General features: G+C 58.8%; 16 protein-coding genes. 11 read left to right on the top strand and 5 right to left on the bottom strand.

Annotated features, from left to right (window positions below; all coding sequences use genetic code 11):
* Positions 1-171: 171 nt before the first annotated feature.
* A complete protein-coding gene (locus HMPREF2971_RS02160) occupies positions 172-2,169 on the top strand; it encodes a PTS sucrose transporter subunit IIABC (RefSeq protein WP_049349209.1) in 1,998 nt (665 codons plus the stop codon).
* Positions 2,170-2,443: 274 nt separating this feature from the next.
* A complete protein-coding gene (locus HMPREF2971_RS02155) occupies positions 2,444-3,097 on the top strand; it encodes a GNAT family N-acetyltransferase (RefSeq protein WP_070604068.1) in 654 nt (217 codons plus the stop codon).
* A 108-nt stretch (positions 3,098-3,205) separates the two neighbouring features.
* Here the strand turns inward: HMPREF2971_RS02155 and HMPREF2971_RS02150 are convergent, their stop codons facing one another.
* The 5 genes from HMPREF2971_RS02150 to moaA form a co-directional block, all read right to left on the bottom strand.
* A complete protein-coding gene (locus HMPREF2971_RS02150; protein ID WP_070690959.1) occupies positions 3,206-4,282 on the bottom strand; it encodes a LacI family DNA-binding transcriptional regulator in 1,077 nt (358 codons plus the stop codon).
* 98 nt (positions 4,283-4,380) lie between these two features.
* Entirely contained in the window at positions 4,381-5,694 is a 1,314-nt protein-coding gene (locus HMPREF2971_RS02145; RefSeq protein WP_049347311.1) for a molybdopterin molybdotransferase MoeA, read from the bottom strand.
* Positions 5,695-5,835: 141 nt separating this feature from the next.
* Entirely contained in the window at positions 5,836-6,540 is a 705-nt protein-coding gene (locus tag HMPREF2971_RS02140; RefSeq protein ID WP_049338070.1) for a molybdenum cofactor guanylyltransferase, read from the bottom strand.
* A complete protein-coding gene (locus HMPREF2971_RS02135; RefSeq protein WP_049338071.1) occupies positions 6,540-6,806 on the bottom strand; it encodes a MoaD/ThiS family protein in 267 nt (88 codons plus the stop codon). The genes HMPREF2971_RS02140 and HMPREF2971_RS02135 overlap by 1 nt, the downstream gene beginning before the upstream one ends.
* A gap of 104 nt (positions 6,807-6,910) precedes the next feature.
* Positions 6,911-8,122, bottom strand: coding sequence for a GTP 3',8-cyclase MoaA (gene moaA, locus HMPREF2971_RS02130; RefSeq protein ID WP_070541421.1), 1,212 nt, complete (start codon positions 8,120-8,122; stop codon positions 6,911-6,913).
* 229 nt (positions 8,123-8,351) lie between these two features.
* Here moaA and modA point away from each other — a divergent pair, with 229 nt between their 5' ends.
* The 9 genes from modA (at position 8,352) to narH (ending at position 19,973) form a co-directional block, all read left to right on the top strand.
* The gene (gene modA / locus HMPREF2971_RS02125; protein WP_044150191.1) at positions 8,352-9,161 is read left to right on the top strand and encodes a molybdate ABC transporter substrate-binding protein; all 810 of its coding nucleotides are present in this window, start codon (positions 8,352-8,354) and stop codon (positions 9,159-9,161) included.
* A 37-nt stretch (positions 9,162-9,198) separates the two neighbouring features.
* The gene (locus HMPREF2971_RS02120) at positions 9,199-10,071 is read left to right on the top strand and encodes an ABC transporter permease (RefSeq protein WP_012903025.1); all 873 of its coding nucleotides are present in this window, start codon (positions 9,199-9,201) and stop codon (positions 10,069-10,071) included.
* Positions 10,072-10,195: 124 nt separating this feature from the next.
* Entirely contained in the window at positions 10,196-11,575 is a 1,380-nt protein-coding gene (locus HMPREF2971_RS02115) for a molybdopterin molybdotransferase MoeA (protein ID WP_070690956.1), read from the top strand.
* 108 nt (positions 11,576-11,683) lie between these two features.
* The gene (gene moaC, locus HMPREF2971_RS02110) at positions 11,684-12,184 is read left to right on the top strand and encodes a cyclic pyranopterin monophosphate synthase MoaC (protein WP_005508376.1); all 501 of its coding nucleotides are present in this window, start codon (positions 11,684-11,686) and stop codon (positions 12,182-12,184) included.
* A 49-nt stretch (positions 12,185-12,233) separates the two neighbouring features.
* Positions 12,234-12,752, top strand: coding sequence for a MogA/MoaB family molybdenum cofactor biosynthesis protein (locus tag HMPREF2971_RS02105; RefSeq protein ID WP_070541425.1), 519 nt, complete (start codon positions 12,234-12,236; stop codon positions 12,750-12,752).
* Positions 12,742-13,248, top strand: coding sequence for a molybdenum cofactor biosynthesis protein MoaE (locus HMPREF2971_RS02100; RefSeq protein ID WP_044150198.1), 507 nt, complete (start codon positions 12,742-12,744; stop codon positions 13,246-13,248). Before HMPREF2971_RS02105 ends, HMPREF2971_RS02100 begins: the two co-directional genes overlap by 11 nt.
* A gap of 120 nt (positions 13,249-13,368) precedes the next feature.
* Positions 13,369-14,562, top strand: a complete 1,194-nt coding sequence (locus tag HMPREF2971_RS02095; RefSeq protein ID WP_044150199.1) for a ThiF family adenylyltransferase — start codon at positions 13,369-13,371, stop codon at positions 14,560-14,562.
* Positions 14,563-14,640: 78 nt separating this feature from the next.
* On the top strand, positions 14,641-18,360 hold the full coding sequence (locus HMPREF2971_RS02090) for a nitrate reductase subunit alpha (RefSeq protein ID WP_049363174.1): 3,720 nt from the start codon (positions 14,641-14,643) through the stop codon (positions 18,358-18,360).
* A complete protein-coding gene (gene narH / locus HMPREF2971_RS02085) occupies positions 18,360-19,973 on the top strand; it encodes a nitrate reductase subunit beta (protein ID WP_012903032.1) in 1,614 nt (537 codons plus the stop codon). The genes HMPREF2971_RS02090 and narH overlap by 1 nt, the downstream gene beginning before the upstream one ends.
* Positions 19,974-19,975 lie beyond the last annotated feature (2 nt).

Genomic DNA, 19,975 nt, shown 5'->3' with positions numbered 1-19,975 from the left:
ACTCTCCGCATGGAGGGTGGGCCCTCGCTTTTAAGAACTTTCCCGTGATACCATGTTTTACATCTGATATGTCAAACGTATGACATATGCATGACATGCACACACAGACATGTCACCCCACCCCATTTACAAAGCATCATACGGTGGTGCTCCAAACAAAGGAGAGCGAGCGTGGACCACAAGTCAGTGGCACAGCGCGTGCTGAAGGACGTCGGTGGCGCCGGCAACATCGTTGCAGCCGCACACTGCGCAACCCGCCTTCGCCTCGTCTTGAAGAACCAGGACAAGGTCGACCAGGCGGCAATCGACAACGACGAAGACCTCAAGGGTAGCTTCCTTAACGCTGGCCAGTTCCAGATCATCGTCGGCCCCGGCGACGTTAACGAGGTACACAAGCACCTTATCGCCGCTGGCGCACCCGAAGCATCTAAGGATGATCTCAAGGAAATCGCCTCCAAGCAGGGCAACATCGTTTCCCGCTTCATTAAGACCATTGCTGATATCTTCGTCCCGCTGATTCCGGTTCTGGTCGGTGGCGGTATGCTGATGGCAATCAACAGCGTGCTGACCTCCAAGGGTATCTTTGGTCCCGAGAGCTTCATCGCAATGCACCCCGAGTGGGCTGACTTTGCAGACATCATCAACCTGCTCTCCGCAGCTCCCTTCGCCTTCCTGCCCGTGCTGGTCGGCTTCTCCGCTACTAAGGTCTTCGGTGGTAACCCCTACCTCGGTCTGACCATGGGTGCCGCGATGGTTTCCCCGGCCCTAATGAACGGCTACAGTGTCGCAGCATCCCTGGCGGGTGCTGAAGGCACCGACCCGATGAAGTACTGGAACCTCTTCGGTCTGCAGGTTCAGCAAGCGGGTTACCAGGGTACCGTGCTGCCCATTATGCTGGTCGCCTTCATCCTGGCGAATATCGAGAAGTTCTTCCACAAGGTCCTCAAGGGCACCATCGACTTCATCTTCACCCCCACTCTGACCATCCTCATCACCGGCTTCCTGACCTTTATTCTGGTCGGTCCCCCGATGTTCCAGCTGGGTACCTGGTTGGGCGAGGGCGTGAACTGGCTCTACACCGTTGCCGGCCCGCTCGGCGGTCTGGTCTTCGGTACCTTCTACGCATTCATCGTGATGACCGGTATGCACCAGGCATTCCCGCCCATCGAGATGAGCCTGTGGGCTACCGGTGGTTCCTTCATCTTTGTTGTCGCGTCGATGTCTAACGTGGCGCAGGGTGCTGCTGCAGCCGGTGTTGCGCTGACCACCAAGAACAAGAAGATTAAGGGTATTGCTTCGGCATCTGCACCCTCGGCATTCCTGGGTATTACTGAGCCCGCAATGTTCGGTGTGAACCTGGCTCTGCGCTGGCCCTTCTACATTGCTATTGTTTCCGCAGGTATCGGTGCAATGGTCGCTTCCATCCTGAATGTGAAGGCAATTGCTCTGGGCGCCGCTGGTTACATCGGCTTCCCCTCCATTAGCCCCACTACCGGCGCGGGCTGGGCTGGCTTCTTCGGCTGCCTCATCCTGACCACCGTTATCGCTTTCGTTGCCTCCTTTATCTGGGGTAAGAAGGTTGAGGCTGGCAACACTGAGGCACCCGCTGCACCCGCTGCTGCCGCTCCCGTTGCCACCGTAGCTGCTGCCGCAGCTCCCGCCGCCGCTGTAGCATCTGAGGCTGGCGAGAGCGTCGAAATCGGTTCCCACATGGTCGGTTCCGTGGTTCTGCTGGCTGACGTCAAGGATCCCACCTTCTCCTCCGGCGCACTGGGTGCAGGCACCGCAGTGGAGCCCACCGAAGGTAAGCTCTACGCACCGGCTGACGGCAAGATCACCGTTGCATTCCCTACCGGCCACGCATACGGTCTGCGCACCGAGGACGGCCTGGATCTGCTGATGCACATCGGCATGGACACCGTTGAGCTCGACGGCAAGCACTTCGAGCCCAAGGTTGCTAAGGGTGACACCGTCAAGCGCGGCGACGTCATCGCTGAGTTCGATATCCCCGCCATCAAGGCTGCTGGCTACCCGCTGGCAACCCCCATGGTGATTACCAACGCCAAGAAGGCGGCTGCTTCGGTTGAAGATGTTCAGGCTTCGGGCGCATCGGTGACCAGCGCAGATTCGCTGCTGAAGGTTGCACTGAAGGCAAAGGCTAACGCATAGTCTGCACTCTTAATGAGTAGATAACCTCAACGTGATGTACACCCCGTACCCCTCTTCCTAGAGTTGGTGCGGGGTGTACATTTTTTCCTGCAAAAGTGTGAAAAATGGTTATGAATAAATATGCGCAAAAATTATGCATAATGGTGCAATATTAGTCGATGCACATTTAGTGCATAACTGTGAAAAATGTATTGATAAGGCATGATTTATTGGCCAGGAGTGAATAATCCAGCTAATATTTATGTATACTTTCAAGCTTTTGTAAAGGGTGAATATGACCTTAGCTTCCTATACTGTCCGCACCGCCGAGCCTCATGAATATGCTGACGCGCTCGAAGTGCTGATTGCCGCATTCGACGGTGACCCTGCCATGATGGCAATCATCGCGGGCGGTAGCCGCCGACAGGAGCTCGCCAAACTCCGCGCCATTATGACCCTGCAGGTCTACGGCAACTTCCAGGATCGCGGACGTATCGACATCGCCATCGACGAATCCACTGGAAAGATTGTGGGTGTTTGCCTCTGGAGCACCCCCGAATCCCAGGAAGGATCCTTCCTCAACGAACTCAAGCAGATAGGCGCCTACTACAAGGCTCTCGGCTGTAAAACCCTGATGCGAGCCATCACGATGGAGCTGCATCTGCTCAAGTACCGCCCCGCCTACAAGCACTGGTACCTCTTCAATATCGGTGTTCTCGAAGAGTACCGCGGTCGCGGCATCGGCTCGAAGCTACTTGACTACGGCACCGAACGCATCGGCGACTACCCCGCCTACCTTGAAGCCTCGACCTACGACAGCGCTCGCCTCTACGAGCGCCGCGGATTCTTCTCCCTCGGCCCGCTCCACGGTATCTTCTCCAAGGCGCACGCCGTTGGCATGGTTTACCCCGGTACCGGCCCCACCGAAATTGTGCAGCGCAACTCCTAAAACTTCCGGGCGCTAATACAAACCGATAAATGTATATACAAAAGCCGCCCCACCGTGAGCACTCGCACGGTGGGGCGGTTTTTATGTTTCTATAATTCTTGAATAATCTTATTGCAGCTCGTCCGGGGCAGAGGTATCAGGCTGAATTTGGTCCAACGCTGGAATAGTGCGCACCGTAGTCCCCAAATGAAGCTCAACGGGGAGTACATCAGCTGCCTGCGTAATCGGAGGAACCTGATCGGCGGGGGAATCCTGCTGCTGTAGCTCAATGAGCTCCAGCAGACGCTGCGCGGTACGCTCTGCCATGCCCTCAATCGGCTGAACCACCGTCGCAAGCTCCGGCATGAGCAACTGAACGCTCTGCGTGCCGTCATAGCCAATCACCTGGAAATCCTCAGGAACACGGATGCCTCGAGCACGCGCCCAGCCCAGGGTGAGTGCGGCGTAATTATCGTTGGAGGCGAAGACCGCGTCCACCGGCTCGGGGCTATCGGCACGCTCATCCAGGTAGCGGTAGAGCACCTCACGCTTGATGCCCAGCGGGGGGCGGAAGCCCAGCTCCACGAACTCCGGCACTAGATTAGCCTCAAGCATTGCCTCACGGTAGCCTCGCTGACGCTCATTGTGCTCACCCAGGGTAGAAGTTACGTGCACAATATTCTGCGCACCCGTGGCGATGAGGTGCTCCGTGGCGGCGCGAGCGCCTCCGTAATTATCGGAGCGGACATTCGGGTAAAAGCCGCTTTCGAGGCGGTCCACGGTCACCAGGGGAGCCTGGGCGTGCGGAATATTCACCAGCGCGTCAGAGTGCGCGCCGCTGATAATGCCGTCCACCTGGTTGGAGAAAAGCATCTCCAGGTAGCGCTTCTCTTGTTCGGGGTGGTCATCGCTATTGCAGAGAATGACCCGGTAGCCTGCTTCAGCAAGGTAACTTTCGAGGCGGTACACCATCTCCCCGTAGAAGGGGTTTGCGACCGTGGGGAAGATGAGGCCCACCATCTGCGAGCGCTGGCCCTGCAGGCTGCGGGCGATGGCGTTGGGGCGGTAGCCGAGTTCCCGCATTGCCTCGTGGACCTTGGTGCGGGTGCTTTCGCTCAGGTAGCCGCGGTTGTTGAGCACGCGGGAGACCGTGGTGGGGGAGACTCCCGCCAGGGCTGCAACGTCGCTGAGTTTGGGCTTAGCCACGGGGGCTCCCTTCGGTATGCTAAACGATTGACATATCTCTCTACTATACCCCGACCGCATACCGCATAAACATTTCAACGCCGGAAAATAGCGCCTTACTACAGCACCGGAATAATCGGAACCCGAGCTCCCACCTCATGGGCAGAACCCCGAACCGAAGAATCATCCAACACCGCGCAGTGAGTAGCCGCCGCCAACGAGGACAGCATATGCGACGCCGACTTCGGCAGAGGATACGCCACACCATCATGCACCGACACAGGAAGCAGACGAGCCCCCGCCGGCTTACGCAAAGTATCAACAGGCTCACCCAGAACCGCCGAATCCAGCTCCGGCAGAGGCATGTCCCTCATGCCAGCCAGAAGCGGCGGCAAATACGAATACAGGGCAGTGTAAGCCGCCAAAGGATTACCCGGCAGACCCAGCACAAAACGCTCACGACCCGAATTCGGGCCAGTCTCCGGAACCGGCAGACGCGCAGCCAATGCCGGATGGCCCGGACGCACATCCACCGACTCAAACAAATAGGTTGCGCCCATGTCGTTGAGCACCTTACGCACCAAATCAACACCCGAGGTGCTCGACCCGCCCGTAAACACCAGCACACGAGCCGTCGACGTGGACAAGAACGTGCGGAACTCAGACTCAACATCCGCCAAACGAATCGAAGGGCGCGCCTCGCAGCCTGCAGAAATAATCGCATGCTCCATGAAGCCGCCAAACGCATCACGCACCTGACCAGGCGCAGGCACACCAAACGTAATGACCTCATTACCCGTAAACGCGCAACGCACCGGAATCGGGGCGTACACCGGCAACTCATCAAAACCATTCATGCCCAAAAACGCCGCCATACGCGCAGAAATACGGTCACCGTGGCGCGCCAACAACTCGCCACGCTCCAGCTCAACACCAGCATGGCGAATATCAGCACCCGGCGCCGGAGGCTCAAAACCCTCCGCCATATCCAGGTAATGAATACTGGACTGAGTCTCCAAATGAGCAGCTACACCAGGGCGAGACGAAGCCTCCGCACCCTCATACAGGCGCGAATGCTCCTCGCGCACAATCGCCTCAGCGCCCTCAGGGAGCAAACCACCCGTCAAAATCGGGGTCGCCTCACCCGGAGCAATCGGCACCGTCAGACGGTGAATATTAGCGCGAGAATCCTCCGGATACGCCGGAGTCACCAGACGCCACGGAGGTGCACCCGCCACAGCGTAACCGTCCATCGCCGAGGAGCTATAGTGGGGCACCGGCATCATCGAATAAACATCATCCGCCAAATAGTGGTCAATTGTCGCCAGCAGCGGCAAAGACTCCGTCTTCACATGGTGTGCAATCTCCAGGCCCTGCTCATGCAAAATCTGGCGGGCCTGCTGCCACGAAACAGAAGGAATATGGTGAGACATCGTACCTCGTAAAAGTGTGTGCGGGACGCGCAACAGCGCGCGAGCTCAAAAACGCTACATGTACACGGCATCTAAAGCCAAGACTTATCACCTAGGGTACTCGTAGTCAGGCCCTAATATCACACTGCGGTAGCTCAGCTACTAATAGCTTGACCAAAGCGAAGTCGTATAACCCAGCGCCTGCGCCTGCTCCCACGTATCAACATCGGCGGTATCAGCGGCAGACATCTGAACCGCCACCGGGTTCAAACGGCGCAAAAAAGAACGAACAGAAGCGTTGGTGGTGCCGGCCGAAAAGACCGAACGAATTGCCTCAAAACGGTAGATACCAACCAGCGGCTGATAGATACCCTCAGAAACACCCCAGAAACCTGCAGATGATTCAGCACCCTCAAATGATTCCGAATCAGTAGGGGAGAAGCCCGCCGTGCGCTCAGCACTTTGCGCCGCAGTAATCAGCTGTTGAACCGCCGGGGCAATACGCGGAGTATCCACACCCAAAATCAGGCACCAGTCGGGCACAGGAATCTGCGAGCGCTCGCAATCGGCCGCAATGCACTCCAAACCGGCATGAATCGCCGCGGCAGGACCCGAAAACGGCGGATCCTCACGAGTACGCAACACCCCCGACGGCAAGGGTAGGCTCTCAGGACCCACCACCACGCGCGGGGATGCGGCGGCCACCGCCTCCAGAGCACAATCCAGCAGAGTATTCGTACCATCAGACAGGGACGCCTTCGGCACGTGGTTCAGGCGGCGAGAAGCACCTCCGGCAACAACGACCGCGGCGCACGAAAAATCGCCCCCAGCGGGAAGTACAGAACCGGGCATTTTATCCGCCCGCATTATCCACCCGCAAAGGGAGGCAGAACGTCCACACGGTCGGCATCCTGCAGAGGTGCCTGCGCATCCGAGCGGGCGCCGTTGACCAGGAACGAGCACTGCTCCATCACCTGCGCAAGAGTCAGACCCGACGGGGTCGTACCCTCCAAGCTCTGACCCAGATGCTCAACGAGCGCGCCAAGAGTTGCCGACGGTAACTCAGCCAAAGGTACCGACAGCTGCGTGGTACCCGCCGCAGAACGTGCGGCAGCGAAAAAATGAACCTGCATAATGCTCCTCAATCCTAAGTCAGGGGACAGCCGAAAATCACGGGCGCAAGATGCCAATAAAAAGCCTTATCCGCGCACCTTCGGCTGATGAATCAGCGGCTTTCCTAGCCACCAATAGCGCTCATCGAGCGGCTCGCCTTGGCGAACTCCTCAATATCGAAGTCAGCGTCTTCTTTGCCGTGAGCTCGCGGCTTAAACCACATGCCCTCACGCCAGCGCAGAGCCAGCTGCTGATCGTCGGCACCGGAACGCAGAAGCTGCATCAAATCAGTCTCGGTGTCGGAGAACAAGCAGGAACGAATCTTACCGTCCGCCGTCAGGCGGGTGCGGGTGCATGCATTGCAGAACGACTCCGTGACCGAGGCGATAATACCCACACGGCCCAGCGACTCGGTACCGTCAGCAGGGAAGCCCGCCTCATCCAGGGCAGTACCGAGCGGGTACACCTCCCACAGCTGAGCGGGGGAGTCGCCGCGCGCCTCCGCCACCGAACCCAGAACATACTCAGCCGACAGTTTCTCGCGAATCTCAGCGGCGGTAATCGTGCCCTCACGGGTCCAACGGTTATCAGCATCCAGCGGCATCTGCTCAATGAAACGCAGCTGATAGCCGCCCGCCAACGCCCAACGCAGAAGCTCCGGAGCCTGATCATCATTCAGACCCGGCATCAGCACAGCATTAATCTTGATCGGCCACAGGCCAGCCTCCGCTGCACCATCGATGCCCTTGAGCACGGCGTCGAGCTTATCGCGGCGGGTCAGCTCGGCAAAGGTCTCACGGCAAATCGTATCCAGAGAAACATTGATGCGGGTCAGACCAGCCTCCGCCAGCGCGGCGGCACGCTTCTCCAAACCAATACCGTTCGTCGTAATAGCAAGCGGAACATCCGGATGCGCCTGGTGGATGCGGGAAATAATATCCACCAAATCGGCGCGCACCAGCGGCTCGCCACCGGTAAAGCGGATCTCCTCAACGCCCAGCTCAGTAATCGCAATATCGGCAAGGCGCGCAATCTCCTCGGCGGAGAGCAGATTCTCCTTCGGGAGCCACTGCAAACCATCCGCCGGCATGCAATAAATGCAACGAAGATTACATTTATCGGTCAGCGAGATACGAAGATCAGTCGCCACACGACCCCAACGGTCCAAGAGCGGACCGCTATTCGTAATATTCGGGAGCTTACGCTGTACATTTACGCCATTCTCAGATTTTTGGGGTGTCACAAAAGCAGCCCCGTTACCCTCCGCAGAAGATAAGGTGCTTAACGTTGGGCCCGCAATGAGCTCAGAAGAGGTCGAATTTGCCGTGTACGCCATGTAAAACCTATGTGGAAAATTTGCATATTTCAGGTGACAATATGATTATTCCATGTTCCGGCGCCCCGTACATAGTGTGTGCAGGGTAAGTTACAACTGCGCCACCGCAGACCACCACGAGGAAAACAACGTGTACAAGCTAGGGAAGTACACAAAACGTCATACAGAGCCCACACATGGACGCACCTCACCACCGCAAGAGTACGAAACCATCAAGGAAACAAATTTCATGAAGACCCCCCTCGCAGCCCTCAGCGCGCTCGCCGCCGCAACCCTCGCTCTCACCGGATGCGGCGCCCCCCAGAGCTCCTCCTCATCTTCCTCCTCGTCTGCGGCAAGCAGTCAGGCTGCCTCCGGCAAGGTCGAAGTCTTCGCCGCAGCCTCCCTGAACAACGCCGGCGCAGACCTCGAAAAGGCATACGAAGCCGCCAACCCCGGCGTGGACGTCACCTTCGTCTACGAAGGCTCCGCAAAGCTCGTCAACCAGATTGAGCAGGGCGCAACCCCCGACCTGCTCATCACCGCAGACACCAAGAACATGGACAAGGCAAAGAAACTCGACCAGTTCTCCGGCTCCGAAACCAACGTTCTGGTCACCAATAAGCTCGTGCTCGTCACCGCTGAAGGCAACCCCGGCAAGATCAACAGCCTCGACGACCTCAAGACCACCGACGGCGTCGTCGCAGTCTGCAAAGAAGACGTCCCCTGCGGCACCATCGCCCACCAGGAACTGAAGAAGCACGACATCACCCTCAAGAACGCAACCACCGAAAGCAAGGTCACCGACGTAGCAACCAAGGTCACCACCGGTAACGCCGATGCAGGCTTCATCTACACCACCGACCTCGCCGCAGCCAAGAAGAAGGGCGTCAACCTCGGCTCCGTCGAACTGACCGACGTGGAACGCAACGAATACCCCGCAGCGCTGAGCAAGACCGGCTCCTCCTCCGAAACCGCGAAGAAGTTCAACGAATGGTTGAAGAACTCCGACGAGGCGAAGAAGATCCTCACCGAGTACGGCTTCAACACCGCACAGTAATTCAACACAGTAGGGAACAACCCACGTCTCACCACCCATGACAGACACTACCGCTACCCGCCGCAACGCCGGAACCTCAAGCACACCCGGAAGCAGACTCTTCGCCTCCGTGCCCGTGCTCTTCCTGGTTCCGGCGTCGCTGGGTATTTTCCTCATTGCCGGACCGCTCCTCGGGCTCTTCCTCAACATCCCCTGGAGCCAGCTCGGCAGTATCTTCACCCCGCAGGTGCTCGGGGCGGCGAACCTCTCCCTCAGCACCGCCGCCGCATCCACCCTCATCTGCGGGCTTCTCGGCGCGCCCCTGGCGCTTGTGCTCTCCAAAGTGCTCAATCGCTCGCGGCTACACCGGTTTGGGTCGGTCCTCTACGCCATCATCTACACCCCGGTGATTCTCTCTCCGGTTGTCTCCGGCCTCGGGCTACTCTTCTTCTGGGGACGCAAAGGCATGATTGGCACCTACCTCTACCAGTCGGGAATCTCTATTCCATTCACCCCCAACGCGGTGATTATCGCCCAGGTATTCGTCGCCCTACCCTTCTTCGTTGCCACTGCGGTCACCACCCTGCAGGCTATTCCCCGCGAATACGAAGAAATTGCCCTCGTCGAAGGCGCTAAACCCGCAGAAATTACTTTCAAAGTGCTGCTACCCCTCGCTGCGCCCGGCCTTGCCACCGCTTTCCTGCTCTCCTTCGCCCGTGCCCTCGGCGAATACGGCGCAACCGTCACCTTCGCCGGCAACGTGCAAGGCAAAACCCAAACCATACCCCTCGCCATCGACCTGGCCATCAACAGCAGCGACATCCCCAGCGCCCTCGGAAGCGCCCTGATTCTCATCAGCCTCTACCTAGGAATCTTCGGGGTCCTCGGCCTGATCCGCGCTCTGAAAAAACTACGCGAAAGCACCCGATAAACCACCCCGTCGCTTGCCCCGCACACCACCGGGAGCATACCGGTCCTTAGGCGAAACTGCATTTACCAGCCCACAAAAACACACCTACACTAGTCATAACCGCCGCCGCACGATTGGAACCGCCATGATTGCCCCCGAATTCAACGGAACCCCCAGCACCGAGGAATACCGCGCCTACCTGGCGCTACTGCTGCGCGAAGTCTTCATCGGCACCGCAGAAACGGTTCCCCTCTACCACGCGGCAGGACGCATCCTCGCCCAAGACGTCACCGCACGCATGGACGTACCCAGCTTCGACAACTCCCAAATGGACGGCTACGCCCTCACCGCCGAAGCCGCAGAACGCGAAGACCGCATCTTCACCGTCGGACGCGAAATCCCCGCTGGCCGCCCCCTCCAACGTTCCCGCTCCTCTGACGACCTGACCTACCCCATCATGACCGGCGCGCCCATGCCTAAGGGCTACGACGCCGTCATCCCCGTCGAACAGTCTGAACGCATCGAATATCCCGACCTACCCGAGTCCTTCGGCAGCCCCAGCGAAAAGGTCAAACTCGCCCCCGGCAAGCCCGGACAATTCGTGCGCCGCCGCGGCGAAGACGTCGTCACCGGCCAGGTCCTCGCACGCGCCGGTGAACGCATCACCCCCGCCATGCTTGGTGCGCTCGCATCCCAGGGCTACGCACGCCTGACCGTTGCGGCTGGTCCTCGCGTGCTCGTGTGCACCGGCGGCGACGAGATCCTCTCCGGCGTTGAAGAAGATGGAAGCGCCACCACTCAGGAACTTGGCCAGGGCCAGATTTTTGACGCCAACGGACCCATGCTCACCGCCATGCTCCGCGAAGACGGAGCGGAGGTGCGCCGCATCGCTATCGGTGACGACCCGGTAGAGCTGGTGCACCGCCTCGTAGCAGAGTACGAGAGCTTCAAACCGGACATCATCATCACCTCGGGTGGTATTAGCCACGGCAAATACGAGGTGGTCCGTAACGCCATCGCCAAGGCACACGAAGCCGATATTCTGGTGCCCGTCTCCTGGTTTGGCCACGTCAGCCAGCAGCCCGGCGGCCCCCAGGGCGTGAACCTGCTCGACTTCAAGGGCCACCGCGTGCCCATGATCTCCTTCCCCGGAAACCCAGTGAGCACGCTCATCTCGTACGCGCTGATTCTGCGCCCCTACCTGCGTGCTGGCGGTCCCTACGGTGTGCCCTACGCGGTCGCCTCCGAACAAGCGACCTTGAATAACGCACCGCGAGGCGTGCTCGTCACCGAAACCCCGCTCACCGCACCGGCGGCCAAACGCCAGTTCCTGCGCGGCACCCTCGCCATGGTCGAGGTGGAACCCGGAACCTACCGGGTGGAGCTCTACCCGGACGTCCTCTCAGGCTCGCACCTGCTGCACCGCGCCGCCCAGGCGGATGTGCTCATCGAGCTGGCGCCCGGAACCACCTACACCGGGGGAGAAGCGGTACCCTACCACCGCATTCGCCTCACCGATAACTAAGCGAAACACACCCGCGTTGTTCCTTGCGTGAACGACAAGGAATAATTGAGACTCATACTAAGTAACGATTCGCGGCAGAAGAATACCGCGCTGAAGCCAGGAGAAACGATGACCTCTACCTCGCAGCCCAACCAGGAACTGACCCACGTGCGCGCCGACGGCTCAGCACACATGGTGGACGTTACGGAGAAGTCGGTCACCACCCGCACCGCCCTGGCGGAGGCAACCGTGCGCACCCGCGAAGACGTCATCGCCATGATTTTTGATGCAGACCTGCCCAAGGGCGACGCGCTTCCGGTTGCACGTGTTGCCGGCATTATGGGTGCTAAGCGCACCCCGGAAATCATTCCTCTCTGCCACCCGCTGCCCCTGGGCAAGATCACGGTGGACTTTGAGCGCGGTACCGACTTCGTGCGTATTGAGGCGTCCGTGAAGACCCGCGGCGTCACCGGCGTAGAGATGGAGGCGCTCACCGCCGTCTCCTCGGCGGCACTGACCGTTTTCGACATGATCAAGGCAGTCGATAAGTACGCCGTCATTACCGATATCCGTGTTCTGGAGAAGAGTGGCGGCAAGTCCGGCGACTGGTCCGTCCGCGAGGACTCCTAAGCTACGGCGGCACACCCCGTCACCTGATAGATACAGAAAAGGAAAGCCAATGAGTAGCGAAGACTACACCATGCCCGAGAACCTCACCGGCCTGGTTATTGTCGCCTCCACCCGCGCAGCCCGCGGCGTGTACGAGGATAAGTCCGGCCCCATCGCCGTGGAGTGGTTGCGCTCGCGCGGCTTTGACACCCCGGATGCCGTGGTCATTGAAGACCGTGAGATTGTCGAGTACTTCAACACCTTGGTGGCCGAGGGCAAGAAGAACGGTAACCTGCCGACGTTCATCCTGACCAGCGGCGGTACCGGCCTGAACTCTGACGACCAGACCGTGGAGGCGGTTCGCCCCCACCTGGATAAGGAAGTTCCCGGCGTTATGCATGCCTTCTGGATGAACGGTCTGAAGAACGTTCCCGCGGCTGTGCTTTCACGCGGCGTGGCGGGCGTGATTGACCGTACCTTCGTGATGACCCTGCCCGGTTCGCGCGGTGGCGTGAAGGACGGCGTGGCGACCCTAGACCCGCTTGTTGAGCACATTTGCCGTCAGATGGAGGACTACCATGACCACTAAGCCGCAGAAGGAAGAATCCCTGGACCACTCGGGCGCCCACGGTGCTGAGCCGAGCGGCTCGACCGTGGTGTTCACCGATATTACGGAGGCGCCCCTGGAACCGCTGTACGCGGCGGCTAAGGCTGAGGTCATGACTGACGCCATGGGTGCCCTGGTAATTTTTGACGGCATTGTGCGCAACCATGATCACGGTAGCGCGGTGCGCGGGCTGTCTTATAGCGCGCATCCGCAGGCTCGAGAGTATATTGCGGAGGTTGCTGCTGAGGTTGCCGCCGAGCTGGATGGCGTGCGTCTGTGGGCCGTGCACCGTGTGGGTCCGATTGCTATTGGCGAGTCGGCTCTGACCGTGATGGCTGCGGCTGCTCACCGTGGCCGTGCGTTTGATGCTTGCGAGCTGGTGGCTGACCGGGTGAAGGCTCGTGTACCGATTTGGAAGGAACAGGAACTGCTCGATGGAAGCATCGAGTGGGTTGGCGTGGATACTTCGCCCGCTTAGCCTTCTGAATATTCTGAATATAAGCCTGTCAGGGGGATTTCTCTCGGGCAGGCTTATTCTCCTTGACGCTTGGATCCCTAAAGTTCAAGCCACCTCTACTATTTGATGCGAGGAACCCCTATGTCTTCTCACACCTCTCGTAGCACGAGCGAGCTCTCTGCCGCTGAGCGTGCGTTCTACTCTCGTCAGCTGATTCTGCCCGAAATGGGGTACGAAGCTCAGCTGGCACTCAAGCGTGCGCGAGTGGTGGTGCTTGGCGCTGGCGGTTTGGGTGCTCCCGCGCTGCTGTACCTGGCGGGTGCCGGGGTCGGTCAGATTGTGGTGGTTGATGATGACGTCGTGGATGCTTCGAATCTGCACCGCCAGGTGATTCATACGCACGCCAGGGTGGGTAATTCTAAGGCTGACTCTGCCGCTGAGTCTTTGCGCTCGCTGAATCCTTTTATTGAGGTTGTGCCGGTGCGTGAGCGTTTAACGGAGGCGAATGTTGATGATTTGCTGTCTGGCGCTGATTTGGTGCTGGATGGTAGCGATAATTTTGAGTCGCGTTATATGGTGTCGGCGGCGGCGGCGCGTGCTGGGATTGCGCATGTGTGGGCTGCGATTCTTGGCTTTGATGCGCAGTTGAGTGTGTTTTGGGCGGGACACGGTCCGGTGTATGAGGATTTGTACCCTCATGCTCCTGCTGCCGGTAGTGTGCCTTCGTGTAGTACTGCTGGCGTGGTGGGCGCTATGGCTGGTGTGGTGGGTGCTGCTATGGCTATGGAGGCCGTGAAGCTGTTGACCGGGGTGGGGGAGCCACTCATGGGTGAGGTTGGCCTATATTCGGCGTTAAGCGGGAGGTGGGAATATATACCTCTCGTAGCTAGCGTGCAAGCTGTACCTAAGAAAAGTGTCGTTTTGCCTCAAGAAACGAGTTATAAGCCCAAAAATTATGTAACAATTCGTAATATTTCTCAGGATTTTACTAGCTCTTCTACTGATTCGACGCCTCGTCCCATAAGTGCCCAGGACCTTAAAAAGCTGTCATCGGATGAAAATATTGCCCTTTTGGACGTCCGTGAGCAGGTGGAATTCGAAGCTTTTGCTATTGATGGGGCTATTAATCTTCCTCTGACTGAGTTGCTGGAGGCCGGTCGGAATAGTGTTTTAAAGGCCTTGATTGAGCGTAAAATCCCCGCAAATGCCCAGAAAATCGTTATTTACTGCACTGGATACGCTAGAACGGTTGAGGCGGCTCGCGAAATTGCCCCTTTGGTAGGGCGTTCTGTGTATATGTTGGAGGGCGGAATTTCTGCCTGGCTTACGGTCTAAAACACCCTTATTTCGCATGAATTAGGCAAGGTTTTTATCTCGTATTTTCCATGCCAAATTTCAGATATATTGGGCAGTATGGAACAAGCATCACAGATTAAGGGCCCGGATGGCCCCCTTACCGATCAGCTGATTAAGTTCGGTAAGTTCTTCTCCCGCTGGGATGAGACTGAAGACGGCCGCGCCGTCTTCCGTGAAGGCGGCCGTGAAGGTGACGCCTTCTACCGCGACCGTTGGAGCCACGATAAGGAAGTTCGCTCTACCCACGGCGTGAACTGCACCGGCTCCTGCTCCTGGAAGGTGTATGTCAAGGATGGCATTATCACCTGGGAAGCACAGGAAACCGACTACCCCACGGTTGGTCCCGACCGCCCCGAGTACGAGCCCCGCGGCTGCCCCCGCGGTGCAGCGTTCTCGTGGTACACCTACTCTCCCACTCGCGTTAAGTACCCCTACGTTCGCGGTCTCCTGCTGGAGATGTACCGCGAAGCGAAGGCAATCCACAACGATCCCGTGGACGCCTTCCACTCCATCGTGTCCGACCCCGCCAAGCGTGCACGCTACGTTAACGCACGTGGTAAGGGTGGTCTGGTGCGCTCGACCTGGGCTGAGGCTCTTGAGCTGATGGCTGCTGCTCACGTGCACACCATCAAGTACTACGGTCCCGACCGTAACACCGGCTTCACCCCGATTCCGGCAATGTCCATGACCTCCTTCAGCGCGGGTGTTCGCTACATCCAGCTGACCGGTGGTGTCATGACCAGCTTCTACGACTGGTATGCCGACCTTCCCGTGGCTTCCCCGCAGGTCTTCGGCGACCAGACCGACGTTCCCGAGTCCGGCGACTGGTGGGACGCTGCATACCTCATCATGTGGGGTGCAAACGTTCCGCTGACCCGTACCCCGGATGCTCACTGGGTCTCCGAGGTCCGCTACCGCGGTACCAAGGTTGTCACCGTGAGCCCCGACTACGCCGACAACACCAAGTTTGCTGACGAGTGGCTGCCCGCACAGGCAGGTACCGACGCGGCACTGGCTATGGCAATGGGTCACGTCATCCTCAAGGAGAACTATGTCGACCAGCGTGTCGAGTTCTTTGAGGACTTCTCCCTGACCTACACCGACCTTCCCTTCCTGGTCACCCTGGAAACCCGCGAAGACGGCGTGAAGGTCCCCTCCAAGTTCCTGACCGCTGCAAAGCTTGCTGGTGAGGCTGAGCAGCAGAACGCTGACTTCAAGCCTGTCCTGATGGACCGCGAGACCGGTGAGGTCTTCGTGCCCAACGGCACCATGGGTCACCGTTACGCTCAGGAAGACCAGGGCAAGTGGAACCTGGACCTGCAGGGTCGTAAGCCGATTCTGTCGATTCGCGACCTGCCCCAGGGCCAGACCGCAGCCGTGGAAATCAAGATGCCGACCTTCGATAACCCGAAGGGTCACGGCGACGTCATTACCCGCGGTGTGCCCGTAGCCTACGTTGAAGGCCACGAAGTCACCACTGTCTTCGACATCATGCTGGCACACTACGGTGTGGGCCGCGAGGGCCTGCCCGGTACCTGGGCTAAGGACTACGAGGACTGGAACGTCCAGAACACCCCGGCATGGCAGGAACAGATTACTTCTGTCCCCGCCGAGGCTGTTATCCGCGTTGCCCGCGAGTTCGCTAAGAGCGCCCTGGATTCCGGCGGCCGCTCCATGATCATCTTCGGTGCAGGTATCTGCCAGTGGTACCACGCTGACACCACCTACCGCGCTATCCTCGCCCTGCTGAACCTGACCGGTTCCCAGGGCCGTAACGGTGGCGGTTGGGCTCACTACGTGGGCCAGGAGAAGGCACGTCCGCTGACCGGTCTGACCAACATTGCTAACGCTCTGGACTGGAGCCGCCCGCCGCGTCACATGATTGGTACCGGCTTCTGGTACATGCACACTGACCAGTTCCGTCAGGATGCATACTCCACCGATTACCTGCAGTCCCCGCTGGCTAAGGGTGAGTTGCGCGATGTGCACACTGCTGACGTTGTGGCACGCTCCGTGCGCATGGGCTGGATGCCGTTCTTCCCGCAGTTCCCCGAGAACCCGATGGAACTGGCTGATAAGGCAGAGCAGGCAGTGGCACGCGGCGAGGCTTCCTCGAACGCGGACTACATTGCACAGCGCCTGAACTCCGGTGACCTGGAGTTCTCCGTTGAGGACGTCGACAACCCCGTCAACTGGCCTCGTACCCTGACCCTGTGGCGTTCGAACCTGTTCGGTTCCTCCGCTAAGGGTGAGAGTTACTTCCTGAAGCACCTGGTCGGTAGTATGGACAACGTCCAGGGTTCCGACGCGGAGAAGCACCCGAACGAAGTGAAGTGGGTCGACGACGCACCTCAGGGCAAGCTGGATCTGCTGGTCACCTCGGACTTCCGTATGACTACCACGACCCTGCTGTCTGACATCGTTCTGCCGACTGCTACCTGGTACGAGAAGCACGATATCTCCTCGACCGATATGCACCCGTTCCTGCACGCGTTCTCCCCGGCGATTGACCCGCCGTGGGAGGCAAAGACCGACCACGAGACCTTCAAGGCTCTGGCATACGAGTTCTCTCGCCTGGCTAAGAAGCACCTCGGCGTCCGCAAGGACATCGTTTCGGTCCCGCTGCTGCACGACACCCCCGGCCAGATTGCTCAGCCCGGCGGTCACGCACCCGACTGGAAGAACACCCCCGGTATGGTGGGCGTGCCCGGCAAGAACATGCCGAACTTCGTCACTGTCGAGCGTGACTACGGCGCACTGTACGACATGTACACCACCGTTGGCCCGCTGTTCGACAAGCTCGGTGCCACCACTAAGTTCATCACTTACGATCTGAAGGACGAAGTCGCGAAGATGGCTAAGGAATTCGGTGTGATGGACTCCGGTAAGGGCGCAGGCCGTCCGGCACTGGATACCGACGTGAAGATTTCTGAAGCAATCCTCATGATTTCCGGTACCGCTAACGGCGCGGTCGCTGTCAAGGGCTTCAAGGAGCTCGAGAAGCAGACCGGTCTGCACCTGATGGACCTGGCAGAAGGTAACGAGGAACGTCGTATCACCTTCCCCATGACCCAGGCCGCACCGCAGCCCGTGATGACTTCCCCCGAGTGGTCCGGTTCGGAAACCGGCGGTCGCCGCTACGCTCCGTTCACCGTCAACATCGAGAAGAAGAAGCCGTTCCACACTCTGACCGGCCGTATGCACTTCTTCCTCGACCACGACTGGATGCACGAAATGGGCGAGGCTCTGCCGATTTACCGTCCGCCGCTGGACATGACCGGCCTGTACAACGAGCCCGAGCTCGGTACTACCGATGGTGTTTCGGTTGCTGTTCGCTACCTGACCCCGCACAACAAGTGGGCAATCCACTCGCAGTACTTCGACAACCACTACATGCTCAGCATGTTCCGTGGCGGTCCGGTTGCGTGGATGAGCCCGCAGGACGCTGAGAAGATTGGCGTCAAGGACGGCGAGTGGATTGAGTGTGTGAACACCAACGGTGTCTTCGTCGGCCGCGCGGTCGTTTCGCACCGTATGCCCGAGGGTGTCTGCTACGTTTACCACGCTCAGGAGCGTATGGTTAGCCCGAAGTCTGAAGTCACCGGTAAGCGCGGTGGTATTCACAACTCGGTGACCCGTATTCTTCTGAAGCCTACCCACATGATTGGTGGCTACGCTCACCAGGCGTTCGCCTTCAACTATCTTGGACCGACCGGTAACCAGCGAGATATCGTCTCGTACATCCGTCGCCGTAAGTCCCAGGAGGTAACTTTCTAATGCGCGTTATGGCACAAGTTGCTATGGTGATGGCGCTCGATAAGTGCATCGGCTGCCACACCTGCTCCGTGACCTGTAAGCAGGCATGGACGAACCGAGCCGGTACCGAGTACGTCTGGTTCAACAACGTTGAGACTCGTCCCGGTCAGGGTTACCCCCGCCGTTACGAGGATCAGGAGAAGTGGAAGGGCGGCTGGGTGCTGAACAAGCGCGGTCGTCTGGAGCTCAAGAGCGGTAACCGCTTCCAGAAGCTCTTCACGATTTTCGCTTCCCCGATTCAGCCCGAGCTGAACGACTACTACGAGCCCTGGACCTACGATTACCAGAACCTGACCAGTGCTCCTCTGGGTGATGACTTCCCGGCTGCTAAGCCGATCTCCCTCATCACCGGTGAGGACACCAAGGTTGAGTGGGGTATGAACTGGGACGACAACCTGGCTGGTGCGACCGAGTACGGTCACCTGGACCCGCTGGTGGAGAAGGTTCGCAAGAAGGCTGAGGACAAGATTAAGTTCGAGTTCGAGCAGACCTTCATGTTCTACCTGCCTCGTATTTGTGAGCACTGCTTGAACCCCTCCTGCATGGCTTCCTGCCCCTCCGGCGCTATCTACAAGCGTGCTGAGGACGGCATCGTTCTGGTTGACCAGGACCGTTGCCGCGGTTGGCGTCAGTGCATCACCGGCTGCCCCTACAAGAAGGTGTACTTCAACCACAAGACGGGTAAGGCTGAGAAGTGTACCTTCTGCTACCCCCGTATTGAGGCTGGTATCCCGACCGTGTGTGCGGAGACCTGTGTTGGTCGTATGCGCTACATCGGTATCTTCCTCTACGATGCAGACCGCGTGACTGAGGCTGCTTCGGTCGAGGATGAGAAGGACCTCTACGAGGCTCAGCTGTCGCTGATGCTTGATCCTTCGGATCCGGCTGTGATTGAGCAGGCTCGTAAGAACGACATCCCCGATGCGTGGATTACTGCAGCTCAGAAGTCGCCCGTGTACAAGCTGGCGAAGGAGTGGAAGGTTGCTCTGCCCCTGCACCCCGAGTACCGCACCATGCCCATGGTTTGGTACGTGCCGCCGCTGTCTCCGATTGTTGATCTGCTCAAGGAGCAGGGACACGATGCAGAGAACAGCAACAACCTGTTCGGTGCTATTGAGTCTCTCCGTATTCCGGTTGAGTACCTGGCTGAGCTGTTCACCGCAGGCGATACTGAGGTTGTTACTAACGTTCTGCGCCGTCTGGCTGCGATGCGTTCGTACATGCGTGATATCAACCTCGGTGGCGAAGGCAACGAAGAGATTGCTCAGGCTGTTGGTATGACCGGTCAGCAGGTGTACGAGATGTACCGCCTGATGGCTATCGCTAAGTACAACGAGCGTTACGTCATTCCGAAGGCTCACATGGAGGACGCCCACAACCTTGAGGAAATGGGTTGCTCCCTGAGCGTGGATGGCGGACCCGGCATGTACGGCGATGCGTTCAACGACATGGAGGGTCGCCCGACCCCCGTGTCCACCGGTGTCTACGAGGCTAACAACAAGGTCAGCTTGTTCAGCTGGGACGGTTCTTCCCGTCCTGACGGCCTCTTCCCGAACACCACCGGAAAGAAGTAATA

Origin of the sequence: Rothia sp. HMSC066G07 (genome assembly GCF_001814485.1) — a bacterium.
GTDB lineage: Bacteria > Actinomycetota > Actinomycetes > Actinomycetales > Micrococcaceae > Rothia.
Note: the sequence above shows the minus strand (reverse complement) of the source record. Positions and strands in the feature narration are given on the sequence as shown.